Genomic DNA, 13480 nt, shown 5'->3' with positions numbered 1-13480 from the left:
GTCGGCACTGTATCCAGCGGGGGCGTCCACACCTCCGCACGTGTCCAGTCGTACGAATTACTCCTACACTCCGGGTTCATGCTGCGCGCCCTGGCTGTCGACGACGAACGCCCCTCGCTGGAGGAACTTCTCTATCTCCTGAGCGCCGACCCCCGGATCGGCAGTGTGGAGGGCGCCGGTGACGCCACCGAGGCGCTGCGCCGCATCAACCGCGCTCTGGAGTCGGGACCCGGCGGGCCCGAGGCGATCGATGTCGTCTTCCTCGACATCAACATGCCCGGCCTCGACGGCCTCGACCTCGCCCGGCTGCTGACCGGGTTCGCCACCCCGCCGCTCGTCGTGTTCGTCACCGCCCACGAGGACTTCGCCGTCCAGGCCTTCGACCTCAAGGCCGTCGACTACGTGCTCAAACCGGTGCGCAAGGAACGCCTCGCGGAGGCCGTCCGCCGCGCCGCCGAACGCCTCGGCAGCGCGCCCCGGATCCCCGTGCACGAACCCGACCCCGACCACATACCCGTCGAACTCGGCGGAGTGACCCGGTTCGTCGCCGTCGACGACATCACCCATGTCGAGGCCCAGGGCGACTACGCCCGCCTCCACACCGACAAGGGCAGCCACCTCGTCCGGATCCCGCTGTCCACCCTGGAGGAACGCTGGCGCTCCCGAGGCTTCGTCCGCATCCACCGCCGCCACCTGGTCGCCCTGCGCCACGTCGGCGAACTGCGCCTGGACGCGGGCACGGTGAGCGTCGTCGTCGGCGGCGAGGAACTCCAGGTCAGCCGCCGCCACGCGCGTGAGCTGCGGGACCTGCTGATGAGGAGGCCGTAGTCATGCCGCAGGACCCCGTCGAGCGGCGCGTCGTCGTCACCGGCCCGCCCCGACGCAGCCGCCCCGCCTCCGGCTACTACCGGCCGCGCACCGAGATCGACGAACAGACCACCCTCGGTCACACCTACGTCCGCTCCCTGATGCGCACGCAACTGCGCGCCGCCCTCGCGGTGTTCGCCTTCCTGGGACTCCTCATAGGGCCGCTCCCGCTGCTCTTCGCGGCCATGCCGGACGCCCACCGCCTCGAATGGGGCGTCCTCGGCTTCGGCCTCTACGTCCCGATGGTCCTGCTGGCCCGCTGGTACGTACGCCGCGCCGAACGCAACGAACGGGACTTCGTGCGGCTGGTCGAGGACCGATGAACTCCAGCTACTCGGTCCCCGCCGTCGCGCTCGTCGTGGTGGCCACCGTCCTCGTCGGCGCGTTCGGCCTGCGCATCTCCCGCACCACGTCCGACTTCTACGTCGCCTCCCGCACCGTCGGCCCCCGCCTGAACGCGGCCGCCATCAGCGGCGAGTACCTCTCCGCCGCGTCCTTCCTGGGCATCGCGGGCCTGGTCCTCGTCCAGGGCCCCGACATGCTCTGGTACCCCGTCGGCTACACGGCCGGCTATCTCGTCCTGCTCCTGTTCGTCGCCGCCCCCCTGCGCCGCTCCGGCGCCTACACGCTGCCCGACTTCGCCGAGGCACGGCTCGCCTCCCAGGCCGTGCGACGGCTCGCGGGCGCCTTCGTGGTCGGCGTCGGCTGGCTCTACCTGCTGCCCCAACTCCAGGGCGCCGGACTGACGCTGACCGTCCTGACCGGGGCGCCGCAGTGGCTCGGCGGAGTGATCGTCGCGGCCGTCGTGGTCGCCACCGTCGCCGCGGGCGGCATGCGCAGCATCACCTTCGTGCAGGCCTTCCAGTACTGGCTCAAGCTCACCGCCCTGCTCGTCCCCGCCCTCTTCCTCATCCTCGCCTGGCAGGGCGACGGCGCCCCCAGCCACGCCTTCGAGGAACCGGCGACCTTCCGCGAACAGCGGGTGGTCCGCGTCGACTCCACCCTCGACCTCAAGCTGGAGACCCCCCTGACCGTCACGGTCACCGGCACGGTCGACGGCCGACGCCACGAGGACCAACAGCTCCAACTCCCCGCAGGCACCCACCACATCGACCGGGGCACCGAGCTCACCTTCGCCAAGGGCACCACCGTCCCCGCCGCCGACCGAGGCACCAGCGACGGCATGTCGACCTCCCTCGCCGCGGGCCGCGAGGAACGGCCCCTGTACGCCACGTACGGACTGATCCTCGCGACCTTCCTCGGCACCATGGGCCTGCCGCATGTCGTCGTCCGCTTCTACACCAGCCCGCACGGCGTCGCCGCCCGCCGCACCACGGTCGCCGTCCTCGGCCTGATCGGCTGCTTCTACCTCCTGCCCCCGGTCTACGGCGCCCTCGGCCGCCTGTACGCCCCCGAACTCACCCTCACCGGGGACGCCGACGCCGCCGTCCTGCTGCTCCCGGAGCGGATGATCGGCGGCCTCGGCGGCGACCTGCTCGGCGCGCTGGTGGCGGGCGGGGCCTTCGCCGCGTTCCTGTCGACGGCCTCCGGACTCACCATGGCCGTGGCGGGCGTGCTCACCCAGGACGTCCTGCCCTCGCGCGGCGTACGGCACTTCCGGCTCGGCACGGTCCTCGCGATGTGCGTCCCGCTGGCCGCGAGCGTCCTGGTCGGCGGCCTGCCGGTGGCCGACGCGGTCGGGCTCGCCTTCGCCGTCTCCGCGTCCTCCTTCTGCCCGCTGCTCGTGCTCGGCATCTGGTGGCGGCGGCTGACCCCGCCCGGTGCCGCCGCGGGCATGCTGGTCGGGGGCGGCTCCGCGTTCCTCGCCGTCGCCGCGACCATGGCCGGCTTCCCGGCCGGCGGCCCGCTGCACGCCCTGCTCGCCTGGCCCGCGCTCTGGTCGGTGCCGCTCGGCTTCCTCACCATGGTGCTGGTGTCCCTGGCCACCGCGAGCCGGGTACCGGCGGGCACGGCGGCGATCCTGGCCCGCTTCCACCTGCCGGAGGAACTGCGGGCGGAGGTGAAGGCATGAGCGGATTCCTCGCCGGATTGTGCGTGGCCATCCTCCCGCTGCTGGCAGCCGGGTTCTGGCTCGGCCGGCGTACGGCCCGGGCGCAGACCCTGGGCGGCCTCGGCACCCCCGTCGAACACGCCACCTTCGAGACCCTGCACACCGCCTCCCTGGCTGCGCCCCCGCTGCGGGCGGGGCTGACGGAGGAGACCGCCCGCAAGTCGGCCCGCAGACTGCGCTCACTGCTCGGCACGGACGCGCTGTGCCTCACCGACCAGAAACAGGTCCTGGTCTGGGACGGCGTGGGCAGCCACCACCGCACCGAGATCATGGAACGCCTCGCGGGCCCGCTGGAGACCGGCCGCGGCGAGGCCTTCCCGCTCACCTGCGACGCCCCCGACTGCCCGGTCCGCTGGGCGGTCGTCGCCCCGCTCACCGTCGACGACCGCGTCCACGGCGCCCTGGTCGCCTGCGCGCCCCGCGAGTCGGCCGTCCTGGTCCGCGCGGCCGGGGAGGTCGCCCGCTGGGTGAGCGTCCAACTGGAGTTGGCGGACCTGGACCAGTCCCGGACCCGTCTGATCGAGGCCGAGATCAAGGCACTTCGGGCCCAGATCTCCCCGCACTTCATCTTCAACTCGCTCGCGGTGATCGCCAGCTTCGTCCGCACCGACCCCGAACGCGCCCGCGAACTGCTCCTCGAATTCGCCGACTTCACCCGCTACTCGTTCCGCAGGCACGGCGACTTCACCACCCTCGCCGACGAACTCCACGCCATCGACCACTACTTGGCGCTGGTGCGGGCACGCTTCGGCGACCGCCTCTCCGTCACCCTGCAGATCGCCCCGGAGGTGCTGCCGGTCGCCCTGCCGTTCCTGTGCCTGCAGCCGCTGGTCGAGAACGCCATCAAGCACGGCCTGGAGGGCAAGACCGAGAAGTGCCACCTGCAGATCACCGCCCAGGACACCGGCGCCGAGGCACTGGTCGTCATCGAGGACGACGGCGCAGGAATGGACCCGGTCCTGCTCCGCCGTATCCTCGCGGGCGAGGTCAGCCCCTCGGGCGGCATCGGGCTGTCCAACGTCGACGACCGGCTCCGCCAGGTGTACGGCGACTCCTACGGCCTCGTCATCGAGACCGCCGTCGGCGCGGGCATGAAGATCACCGCCCGGCTGCCCAAGTACCAGCCGGGCGTGCACTCGGCGGGCCGTCTCACGGACGGCTGACGTCAGGTGCTGCGGGTGGCCACCATCCCCAGGGTGATCAGGCCCAGCACGACCCAGCCGAACCACAGCCAGCCGTTGCTGCCGAGCGCCACCGTGTAGGCGGTCACCGCGACGAGACCGCCGACGGTGAGCACCCCCATCGTTCGGGTCGAGCCATCCGTGGAACCGGTACCGGGCATCGCAACACCCTCCTCAGGATTCGTCCCCCTCCATGGTGCCCCCGTTCTGCCTGCGGACGGTGCACACGACGAAATGTGTGCCGTTCTTCCAGGGGCCCGCACTGGTCCAGGAGCCCGCGGTGTAGACGGACGGATCGAAGCCGTAGTCGCCCGGCGGCACGTCACGCGCGCACGCGGTGTCCGACTCGGTGCGCGCCTCGGACAGCGTGACATCGGGGTCCAGACGGGTGAATCCGAGCACCTGCTCGTCGTGGGAGCCCTCGCAGGAGACCAGCCGGGCGTCCCGGTTGGTGCGCACGTCCAGACAGTCCCGCCGCTGCATGGTCGCCGTGTCCGCGAACCCCGAGCCCAGCCTGCGATGGGTCCCGATCGGCCCGTACACCGGCCCGTTCCCGCCCAGCACCAGACACGCCGTGCGTCGGCCCGCCGCCGCGAAGCCCCCGTCGGTCGGCACGACGGCCTGGCTGCGGACGTCCGCGAGCCGGTCCCGGATCTCCCGCGTCCGCTCCTCGCACCCCGCCGCCCCCGCCCGCCGCGCCTCGTCGGCCGACGAGGTCGTCACGAACGCCATCACCTGGCCGTCCAGGGCCGTCCCGCAGGTGGGATCCAGCCGCAGCCGAGGTGTGCCCCGGAAACGCTCCGAGCCCGGCCAGTCGGCGATGACGCAGTCGCCGTCCCGCAGCGGTTTCGTGAGCCCGACCGTCTCGCCGTACGGCTGCCGGGAGCCCTGTTGTCCGCCCCCGCCGTCCGACGACCGGTCGGCCATGGCGTACCAGACACCGCCCAGGGCCAGCAGCAGCCCGAGACCGCAGGCGAGGACGGCCCGCAGGGCGTGCGAGCGCTCCCGCCGCCGACGGCCGCCCTGCGGCGGCGGAGGCGGGAGCACGAAGGGCGGCTCGCCCTCGGTGCGGGGCCGGTGTCCGTTCGGCGGCGGCCCGGGCGGCGGCACCTGCACCCCGGCCCAGGGCGGCTGGGAACCGAGGTCGGTCTGCGTGCGGACGTACGGCTCGGCCTGCGGCGTCACGATCCGCGACAGCGCGGCCTCCGCCTCCGCCGCCGACCATCGCTGCCCGGGGTCCTTGGCGAGCAGCGCCTGCAGTACGGGACCCAGCGCACCGGCGCGCACGGCGGGCCGCGGCTCCTCCATGACCACCGCGGTCACCTCGGCGAGATGCGACTCCCGCTCGAAGGCACCCATGCCCTCCACGGCGTGGTAGAGCGTGCAGCCCAGCGAGAACAGGTCGGCGGCCGGCGTGGGCGCTCCGCCCGTCGCCCGCTCGGGCGCCAGATAGCCCGACGTGCCCACCAGCACCGACGCCAGCGTGTACCGGGTCTCCCCGGCGTCCGGCTGCACGGAGATGCCGTAGTCGGTCAGCAGGACGCGTCCGTACGGCGATCCCGCGCGGTCCGGCGCCAGCAGGATGTTCGCCGGCTTGACGTCCCGGTGCATCACGCCCCGCTGATGCCCGGCGGTCAGCGCGTCCAGCACGGCGAGGCCGATCCGGGCGCACTCCGCCGGGGCGAGCGGTCCGCGGGAGTCGACCAGGTCACGCAGGTCCACCGCGTCCGCCACGTACTCCATGACGATCCACGGCAGCCCCTCGTGCTCCAGCACGTCGTGCACGGTCACCACGTGCGGATGGCCACGCAGCCCCGCCGCGTGCCGGGCCTCCGCGCGGGCCCGTGCCACCCGGGCCTCCCGCTCGTGGTCCGCCTCCACCGCGTCACGGAACACGATCTCCTTGAGCGCGACCGCACAGTCGAGTCTCTCGTCGTGGGCGAGCCACACATGGCCCATGCCGCCGCTGCCGAGCGGGTTGAGCAACAGATAGCGGCCGGCGATGATCCGGCCCACTCCCGACGTCGGTGATCCTGAAGACATCCGGTGACTCTCCGGTTCTGCGGGTTCCTCGGGTTCTTCGGGGGTGCTACGCGGCGACCGTGCTGCTCGGCCCTTCGGATACGGGCCCAGTGGTGGCGGGCTCAGTGGTCACGGGCTCAGTGGTCGCGGGTTCGCTCGTGGCGGGTGGCGAGGTGGCCGGCCTGGTGGTCGAGGGAGCGCTGCTGGGCGGCTCCCTGGTGGCGGGCGCGCTGGTCGTCGCCGGTGGTGGTGGCGGCGCGCTGCTGGTGACCGGGGCGCCGGTCGGCGGTGAACCGGTCGAGGGCGGCGGGCTCGGCGGACTGCTCGACTTCTCGGGCGACGGCGAGCCGGGAGCCGTACTCGACGACGGCGGTGACGAGGACGCCCCGGGCCTGCCGCTCGACGAGGACGGAGGTGGCGAGGAGGACTCCCCGGGCCGTCCGCCGGACGATCCCGAGGATCCCGACTTCGGCGGGGTGCTCTTCGGCGGTGTCTTCGCCCCCGAGGAGGGCGGCGGGGGAGTGGTCGTGGGCCCGGTCTCCCCGCCGGAGGTGCTCGTGCCGCCCCCGGCCACGGTCAGCATCACGTACTGCCCGAACGGCAGCTCCGTCCCCGCGGGCGGGTCGGTCGCCGTGACCTTCGCGCCGTCGGACGGCACCCCCTGCCCGGCGTACCCGGCCGCCAGACCGGCGTCGATCAGCTCCCGACTGGCCCGGGCGAAGGTCGTCCCGGCCAGGTCCGGCACCGTGCGCCGCTTCTTCGTGTTGAAGGTGGTGTCCTTCTCACCGGTGCTGCCGACCGGACGGTTGATGCCGCGGGCCGGCTCCTGGACGTCGACGAGAGCGATCCGAGCCAGTTTCCGCGGAGCGGGCTTCACGGCCACCACCGACTCCCGCTGGTATCCCGCCCACTTCTTGTTGCCGTCCTCGAACTGGACGGAAATCCGGCCGGTGTCACCCTCGAAGGGCCGCAGTGGATTTCCACACGAGCACTTCACAGCCGGAAGCCCTTGTTCATCGACGAGAATCGAGATTCCCGCCTGGAGCAAGGAGTTGTACGGGACGGCCTTTTCCTTCTTGTAGTCGTGGTTCTTGACGAGAGTGTCGTGACGCAGCAGAACCGGTGTGAGTCGATCCAGGTATTCCGGTATCTCTTCCGTGCCGATGTTCAGCACGCCGGCCCACGCCTGTGCCTTTTGGTGATTCCTGGGATCGGTGAGGAATCGTTCGAGTGTGGCGACGTCACAGATGGTCGGCTGCTTGCTGCCGCCGTACAGACCTGGAGTGTCCCCCTGCTGGAGACTTCCCTGGACGGGCTGCGACCGCACGGTGGTGGCGTCCCTGCCCAGCCCGCTGTTCTCCTCGAAGAACGGGGCGAGCGAGGGCACGCCGACGGCGACTGCCTTGACCACCGTCAGTGGATTTCCCTTCTCACAACCGCTCAGCAGCAGTGAGAAAATCGCCAGGACGGCGATCCTGTGCATAAATGCGCGAAGTGTCATGACCGCTCCCCCCGGCGGCGGTTCCCCCAACGCGCTTCATGCTACTGAATGCTTCGGAAAGACGAAGCCTTTCAGTGCCCCCGTGCGTTCAATGAGGCCAAATACGCGTTGTACGCCTCGAGATCCTTGTCGCCGTCGCGGTCGGCGGCCCGATCCGTGCGCTTGGCCTGCCGCTGTTCGGAGCCGTACCACTGGAACAGCAGTGCGATCAGCACCAGTACGGAGGGAATCTCGCTGAACGCCCAGGCGATACCGCCGGCGTAGTTCTGGTCCGAGAGCGCGTCGATGCCGAGCGAGGCGGGCGGGTTCTTGAACGTCTCCACCATGGGCTCGGACGCCATCATCAGCGCGATGCCGAAGAAGGCGTGGAACGGCATCCCGGCGAACAGCTCCAGCATCCGCATCAGATACCCGGGCCGCTGCGGTCCCGGGTCGACGCCGATGATCGGCCAGAAGAAGACGACACCGACGGCGAGGAAGTGCACCATCATCGCGATGTGGCCGGTCTTCGACCCCATCAGGAAGTCGAAGATCGGCGTGAAGTACAGCGCGTACAGGCTCGCGATGAACAGCGGAATGGTGAACGCCGGGTGCGTGATGATCCGCATGTACCGGCTGTGCAGCAGCGCCAGCAGCAGCTCACGGGGTCCCTTGCGCCCCTTGCCCGTGACGGGCAGGGCCCGCAGAGCCAGGGTCACCGGGGCGCCGAGCAGGATGAGGATCGGCGACAGCATGCTGATCACCATGTGCTGCACCATGTGCACGCTGAACATGACCATGCCGTAGTCGTTCAGCCCGGTGCACATCATCAGCCCGATGGACAGCACACCGGCCACGTAGGAAATGGTCCGCCCCACGGACCACGCGTCCCCCCTGCGCCGCAGCCGCACGACTCCCCATGTGTACAGACCGAGCGCAAGGAGGCAGGCGACGAGGAAGAAGGGGTCGGCCGACCACTGAAGCCCTCGTCCCAGCGTGAACGGCGCCAAGTCGTGGGTCATGCCGTGCCCGCTGTGGTCCATCGCGGCGGCTCCTGATTCGTGGGGGTTGTGCGAGTCTGTCCGCCCCAGACTAAGACTGCCCCCGGTCACGTCCTGGACCGGGGGCACACAACCGCCGTACGACCTAAAGCACGCACTCCGCCTCGGCGTACCGGTCCTCCGGCACCGTCTTCAGCGTCTCGACGGCCTCCGCGAGCGGCACCATCACGATGTCGGTCCCTCGCAGAGCCGTCATGTGGCCGAACTCCTCACGGTGCACGGCCTCCACCGCATGCCATCCGAACCGGGTGGCAAGGACGCGGTCGTACGCGGTCGGCGTACCACCCCGCTGCACATGGCCCAGGATGACCGGCCGGGCTTCCTTCCCCAGCCGCTCCTCCAGCTCGATCGACAGCTGACGGGCGATCCCCGCGAAGCGCTCGTGCCCGTAGATGTCCTTGGCGCCCTCGTCGAAGGCCATGGAGCCGGGCGCCGGCTTGGCGCCCTCCGCGACGACCACGATCGCGAACCGCTTCCCCGCCTCGAACCGCTCCCCGACCCGGCGAGCCAGCTCCTCGATGTCGAAGGGCCGCTCCGGTACGACGATGGCGTGCGCGCCGGCCGCCATCCCGGAATGCAGCGCTATCCACCCGGTGTGCCGCCCCATGACCTCGACGACGAGCACCCGCTGGTGGGACTCGGCGGTGGTCTTGAGCCGGTCGAGGGCCTCCGTCGCGACCCCTACCGCGGTGTCGAAGCCGAAGGTGACGTCCGTGACCGCGATGTCGTTGTCGATGGTCTTGGGCACACCCACGATGGGCAGACCGGCGTCCGACATGAGCCGGGCCGCCTTGAGCGTGCCCTCACCGCCGATGGGAATGATCGCGTCGAGCCCGAGCTCCTCGACATGCCCCTTGGCCCGCTCCACGCCGTCCCGCAGATGCGAGGGCTGGACCCGGGAGGAACCGAGGATCGTGCCGCCGCGGGCCAGGATGCCGCCCACCGCGTCGAGGTCGAGCTTGAGGTAGTCGCACTCCAGGAGGCCCTTCCAGCCGTCCCGGAAACCGATGACCTCGTCGCCGTGGTCGGCGACGGCACGGTGCACGACGGACCGGATGACGGCGTTCAGGCCGGGGCAGTCGCCGCCGGACGTGAGGACACCAATGCGCATAGCCGGAAAAACCCTCTCACCGAATCAACGTGGGTCGGGTCCGGACCACGTCGTCCGGCTCGAACCCCGCCACCCTAGCGGCACAGGGGGGCGGGGCCGTAGAACGCGTCCGCCTGCTGGACGAGTCCGCTCACCTGTGCGGACTCCGCGTCAGACGGGCCGGTGACAGACGTCTGGAACCTAGGTGAACTTCCTGCTCAGGCGGGCTGCTGAGCAGCTGTGATGCGCTCGTTGCGCAGGGCCTCGTACCAGCGGTCGTCGGTGGGCGGCAGCGCGTTCACGTCGAGCGCGAGCTTCAGCAGCAGGTCGGCGATGAGCGGGTTGCGCGCGAGCACGGGTCCGTGCATGTACGTACCGAAGACCGTGTCGTTGTACGCCCCCTCCGTACCGTCCCCGGTGCCATTGCCCTTGCCCAGCCGGACGTTGGCGAACGGACGGGCGGTGGGGCCGAGGTGGGTGACGCCCTGGTGGTTCTCGAAGCCCGTCAGCGGGGGCAGGCCGAGGCGCGGGTCGATGTCGGCGAGCACGTCACCGACGCAGCGCTCGCCCTCACCGCGCACGGAGACCACGTCGAGCAGGCCGAGGCCGGGCTCGCGCTGGCCGAGGTCGTTGATGAACTCGTGGCCGAGGATCTGGTAGCCGGCGCACACCGAGAACACGATCGCGCCGTTGCCGACGGCCCGGTGCAGACCGCCGTCCCGGCGCAGCCGCTCGGCCGCGAGCCGCTGGGGCCGGTCCTCGCCGCCGCCGATCAGGTAGATGTCGCCGGAGGTCGGGATCGGCTGGTCGCTGCGCACGTCCAGACGGGCCACGTCGAGGCCCCGCTGGCGGGCCCGGCGTTCGATGACGAGGGCGTTGCCCTGGTCGCCGTAGGTGCTGAGCAGGTCGGGGTAGATCCAGACGATCCGCAGGCTGTTGTCGCTCACAAAAGTCCCCTGTGTCTCAGTTGCCGACGCGGCGGCGCAGGTCCTGGAAGGCGGTGTAGTTCGCGATGACCTCGATACGGCCGTGCGGGCTCATCTGCACGGCCTGGTCGAGGTTGTCGCAGACCTGGAAGTTCTGGTTCGCGACCTCGAGTCGCACCGCGAGGTCCAGCTTACGGTCGCCGATCACGCAGATCGGGTGGCCGGTGAGGCGGGTGTAGTCGACGTCCCACAGCCAGGAGGTGTCGGTGCCGTCGGCGCCGCGGGCGTTGACGGAGAGGATCACCGGGGTGGGCGGCGGGTCGATCAGGCTGAACGTTTCGAGCCAGCCGGCCGGGTTCTTCGCGAGCAGCAGGCGCAGGTCGCGCTGCTGGAACTGGACGACGTCGTAGCGCCCCGCCACGGCCTGCACCTGGTACATGCGTTCCAGGGCGACCTGCGGCGGCACGCCGAAGACGGCGGCCACGGCGGCGGAGGAAGCCGCATTGGCCTTGTTGGCGCGGCCGGGCAGCTGGAGGTGGATGGGCCAGGCGGAGCCGTGCGGGTCGAGCACATGGTCGCCGGACAGGGCCCAGCTCGGCGTGGGACGCCGGAACCCGCACTCACCGCAGAACCAGTCGTCGCCCGGCCGCTGCATCACGCCACCGCAGGACGGGCAGGACCAGGCGTCGTCCTTCCACATCTGTCCGGCGGCGACCCAGATGACGTTGGGGGAGGAGGAGGCGGCCCACACGACGAGCGGGTCGTCGGCGTTGGCGACGACGACGGCCTTCGAACCCGCGAGCCCCTCGCGCCAGTTCTCCGCGAGCATGCGGGTCTCGGCGGCGCGGTCGAGCTGGTCGCGGGAGAGGTTCAGCAGGGCGATGCACTTGGGGTCGGTGTCGCGAGCCACGCCCGCGAGGTACTTCTCGTCGACCTCGATGACGCCGTACCGGGCGTCCGAGCCGCCCGCGAGGGCGGAGGTGATACCGGCGGGCATGTTGGCGCCGAGGGCGTTGGAGACGACGGGCCCGGCGGCGCCCAGTGCCTCCGCGATCAGCCGGGTGGTGGTGGTCTTTCCGTTGGTCGCCGAGACGAGGACGACGTCCAGGTTCTGGGCGAGCCGGGCAAGAAGGTCGGGGTCGAGTTTGAGGGCCACCCGGCCGCCGATGACCGAACCGCTGCCGCGACCCGCGGCTCGGGATGCCGCCGCGACGGCCTTGCCCGCCGTCACGGCCAGCTTGGCCCGCGGCGAGAGCGGGTCCGAGTTGCCTGTCATCAGATCTCGATCCTCCTTGCGTACGCGCCGCGCACAGCCTCCGGCCACGTGGTGTGGACCTCAGCCTATCGAGATCCGTAAGCACTCCCGAATCGCCGTACCCTTGCGGCCATGCGAAACGGCTCCATTCCGGGCACGCGGGGGCGCGTCCGCGCGGTCACCCTGCTCGGCACCCCGGTGTTGCACACACCCTGCGAGGACGTCACGGACTTCGGTCCCGAACTGGCGACCCTGGTGGAGGACTTGTTCGCGACGATGTACGCGGCCGAGGGCGTGGGCCTCGCCGCCAACCAGATCGGCGTGCCGTTGCGCGTCTTCGTCTACGACTGCCCGGACGACGAGGAGGTGCGTCACCTCGGACATCTGGTGAACCCACGCCTCGTGGCGACGGACGGTGTGGTGCTGAGGGGCCCCGAGGGCTGCCTGTCGTTGCCGGGCCTGGAGGCGGGAACGGAACGTCACGACCATGCGGTGGTGGAGGGTTTCACCGCGACCGGAGAGCCGATCACGGTGCACGGGACCGGGTTTTTCGCTCGGTGCCTTCAACACGAGTGCGACCACTTGGAGGGCAAGGTCTACGCGGACCGCGTGAAGGGGCGACGCCACCGCAGACTGATGCGACAAGTAGGGCGGGCCTCTTGGAGCACGGGGACTGGTCCGGCCTGAAGGGGCGCGGGGAACTGCGCGACCAGCCCCCACGAACCAGCAGCCGACCGGCAACCGTCAGAACCCAGGACCCCCCACCTTGTCCCCCACCGCAGCGAGCCGCCCCCACAACAGATCCGCCAGACTCTTCACCAACTCCGCCCGCGGGCAAGGCCGTTCCCCCAGCCACCAGTCACCCGCCGCATACATCATCCCGACGATCCCGTGCCCCCACACCCGCGCCAGCAACTGACTCCCGGGCCCGAGATCCAGCCGTTCCTCGATGACCTGCCCCAACTCTTCACCCATCCTGCGCAGCAAGGGCGCGGAATGCTTACCGACATCGAACCCCTGCTCCCCGACCTGACCCCCCTCGGCGGGGTGCATCAGGAACCGGTACACCTGAGGCCGGGCCTCGATCGCGGCCAGGTACGTGTCCAGCGTCGCCTCGACCCGCTCACGCCGTTCCGCCGGAGCGTCCAGCGCGGCCCGGAGCGAGTCCAGCAGCGCATCCGTGTGCCGCTTGGCGAGGGCAGCGTAGAGTCCCCCCTTGTCACCGAAGTGCCGATACAGGATCGGCTTGGTGATGCCGGCCTCTGCGGCGATCGCGTTCATAGAGGCCTGCGGCCCGTCGCGCAGCACCACTCTGTCCGCGGCCTCCAGCAGTTCACGCCGGCGGCGGTCGGCGGACCGCTGCTGATCGGTCCGCTGTGTGGTGTCCATGAGCTCTCCCCACCCGTACTGAATCGGTAACGCCTGCGCAAACTAACACCCGGCAGGCGAGAGGCATCGAACAGGCTGCTGACTGGTCATCGGGAGTTGACTTTCCTACCCGTGGGTAACAGACTCGGGTTACCGCAA

14 protein-coding genes are annotated in these 13480 nt (G+C 70.8%); 6 read left to right on the top strand and 8 right to left on the bottom strand.

The window, feature by feature from the left end; genetic code table 11:
• The first annotated feature begins 78 nt into the window (after positions 1–78).
• The 4 genes from RNB18_RS41800 to RNB18_RS41785 are packed head-to-tail and all read left to right on the top strand — an operon-like array spanning position 79 to position 4101.
• On the top strand, positions 79–828 hold the full coding sequence (locus RNB18_RS41800) for a LytR/AlgR family response regulator transcription factor (RefSeq protein ID WP_306984864.1): 750 nt from the start codon (positions 79–81) through the stop codon (positions 826–828).
• 2 nt (positions 829–830) lie between these two features.
• Positions 831–1190, top strand: a complete 360-nt coding sequence (locus RNB18_RS41795; protein WP_057610623.1) for a hypothetical protein — start codon at positions 831–833, stop codon at positions 1188–1190.
• Entirely contained in the window at positions 1187–2899 is a 1713-nt protein-coding gene (locus RNB18_RS41790; protein WP_311719336.1) for a sodium/solute symporter, read from the top strand. The genes RNB18_RS41795 and RNB18_RS41790 overlap by 4 nt, the downstream gene beginning before the upstream one ends.
• Positions 2896–4101 (top strand): sensor histidine kinase, encoded by a 1206-nt coding sequence (locus RNB18_RS41785; protein WP_311719335.1) that lies wholly within the window; start codon positions 2896–2898, stop codon positions 4099–4101. The genes RNB18_RS41790 and RNB18_RS41785 overlap by 4 nt, the downstream gene beginning before the upstream one ends.
• Positions 4102–4103: 2 nt before the next feature.
• On the opposite strand, the gene RNB18_RS41780 is transcribed toward RNB18_RS41785, so the two are convergent.
• The 3 genes from RNB18_RS41780 to RNB18_RS41770 are packed head-to-tail and all read right to left on the bottom strand — an operon-like array spanning position 4104 to position 7390.
• Positions 4104–4280, bottom strand: a complete 177-nt coding sequence (locus RNB18_RS41780; protein WP_031053721.1) for a hypothetical protein — start codon at positions 4278–4280, stop codon at positions 4104–4106.
• Between the two features lie 13 nt (positions 4281–4293).
• Positions 4294–6162, bottom strand: coding sequence for a serine/threonine-protein kinase (locus RNB18_RS41775; protein WP_311719334.1), 1869 nt, complete (start codon positions 6160–6162; stop codon positions 4294–4296).
• A 46-nt stretch (positions 6163–6208) separates the two neighbouring features.
• Positions 6209–7390: a PASTA domain-containing protein gene (locus tag RNB18_RS41770; protein WP_311719460.1), complete on the bottom strand. Its 1182-nt coding sequence runs from the start codon at positions 7388–7390 to the stop codon at positions 6209–6211.
• On the opposite strand from RNB18_RS41770, the gene RNB18_RS41765 reads away from it, so the two are divergent.
• On the top strand, positions 7274–7594 hold the full coding sequence (locus tag RNB18_RS41765; protein WP_311719459.1) for a hypothetical protein: 321 nt from the start codon (positions 7274–7276) through the stop codon (positions 7592–7594). The genes RNB18_RS41770 and RNB18_RS41765 overlap by 117 nt on opposite strands.
• Positions 7595–7713: 119 nt before the next feature.
• Here RNB18_RS41765 and RNB18_RS41760 read toward each other — a convergent pair whose 3' ends face one another.
• The 4 genes from RNB18_RS41760 to RNB18_RS41745 form a co-directional block, all read right to left on the bottom strand.
• Positions 7714–8664 (bottom strand): cytochrome c oxidase assembly protein, encoded by a 951-nt coding sequence (locus RNB18_RS41760; protein WP_311719333.1) that lies wholly within the window; start codon positions 8662–8664, stop codon positions 7714–7716.
• A gap of 103 nt (positions 8665–8767) precedes the next feature.
• Positions 8768–9793 (bottom strand): 6-phosphofructokinase, encoded by a 1026-nt coding sequence (locus RNB18_RS41755; RefSeq protein WP_311719331.1) that lies wholly within the window; start codon positions 9791–9793, stop codon positions 8768–8770.
• Positions 9794–9990: 197 nt separating this feature from the next.
• A complete protein-coding gene (locus RNB18_RS41750; protein ID WP_266377852.1) occupies positions 9991–10719 on the bottom strand; it encodes a type 1 glutamine amidotransferase in 729 nt (242 codons plus the stop codon).
• A gap of 16 nt (positions 10720–10735) precedes the next feature.
• Positions 10736–11974 carry a MurT ligase domain-containing protein gene (locus RNB18_RS41745; protein ID WP_057610631.1) on the bottom strand — a complete coding sequence of 413 codons (1239 nt, stop codon included), beginning with the start codon at positions 11972–11974 and terminating at the stop codon, positions 10736–10738.
• Between the two features lie 111 nt (positions 11975–12085).
• Here RNB18_RS41745 and def point away from each other — a divergent pair, with 111 nt between their 5' ends.
• Positions 12086–12640 (top strand): peptide deformylase, encoded by a 555-nt coding sequence (gene def / locus RNB18_RS41740; RefSeq protein WP_311719330.1) that lies wholly within the window; start codon positions 12086–12088, stop codon positions 12638–12640.
• Positions 12641–12697: 57 nt separating this feature from the next.
• Here def and RNB18_RS41735 read toward each other — a convergent pair whose 3' ends face one another.
• The gene (locus tag RNB18_RS41735; RefSeq protein ID WP_311719329.1) at positions 12698–13342 is read right to left on the bottom strand and encodes a TetR family transcriptional regulator; all 645 of its coding nucleotides are present in this window, start codon (positions 13340–13342) and stop codon (positions 12698–12700) included.
• Between the last annotated feature and the right edge of the window lie 138 nt (positions 13343–13480).

The organism is Streptomyces doebereineriae (genome assembly GCF_031845645.1).
Lineage (GTDB): Bacteria > Actinomycetota > Actinomycetes > Streptomycetales > Streptomycetaceae > Streptomyces > Streptomyces canus.
This window is presented reverse-complemented; position numbering and strand designations above follow the sequence as displayed.

Excerpts from the sequence above, each read along its gene's own strand:
- RNB18_RS41735 (WP_311719329.1), bottom strand. The coding sequence starts at position 13,342 with ATGGACACCACACAGCGGACCGATCAGCAGCGGTCCGCCGACCGCCGC.
- def (WP_311719330.1), top strand. The coding sequence starts at position 12,086 with ATGCGAAACGGCTCCATTCCGGGCACGCGGGGGCGCGTCCGCGCGGTC.
- RNB18_RS41745 (WP_057610631.1), bottom strand. The coding sequence starts at position 11,974 with ATGACAGGCAACTCGGACCCGCTCTCGCCGCGGGCCAAGCTGGCCGTG.
- RNB18_RS41795 (WP_057610623.1), top strand. The coding sequence starts at position 831 with ATGCCGCAGGACCCCGTCGAGCGGCGCGTCGTCGTCACCGGCCCGCCC.
- RNB18_RS41790 (WP_311719336.1), top strand. The coding sequence starts at position 1,187 with ATGAACTCCAGCTACTCGGTCCCCGCCGTCGCGCTCGTCGTGGTGGCC.
- RNB18_RS41780 (WP_031053721.1), bottom strand. The coding sequence starts at position 4,280 with ATGCCCGGTACCGGTTCCACGGATGGCTCGACCCGAACGATGGGGGTG.
- RNB18_RS41800 (WP_306984864.1), top strand. The coding sequence starts at position 79 with ATGCTGCGCGCCCTGGCTGTCGACGACGAACGCCCCTCGCTGGAGGAA.
- RNB18_RS41785 (WP_311719335.1), top strand. The coding sequence starts at position 2,896 with ATGAGCGGATTCCTCGCCGGATTGTGCGTGGCCATCCTCCCGCTGCTG.
- RNB18_RS41760 (WP_311719333.1), bottom strand. The coding sequence starts at position 8,664 with ATGGACCACAGCGGGCACGGCATGACCCACGACTTGGCGCCGTTCACG.
- RNB18_RS41755 (WP_311719331.1), bottom strand. The coding sequence starts at position 9,793 with ATGCGCATTGGTGTCCTCACGTCCGGCGGCGACTGCCCCGGCCTGAAC.
- RNB18_RS41775 (WP_311719334.1), bottom strand. The coding sequence starts at position 6,162 with ATGTCTTCAGGATCACCGACGTCGGGAGTGGGCCGGATCATCGCCGGC.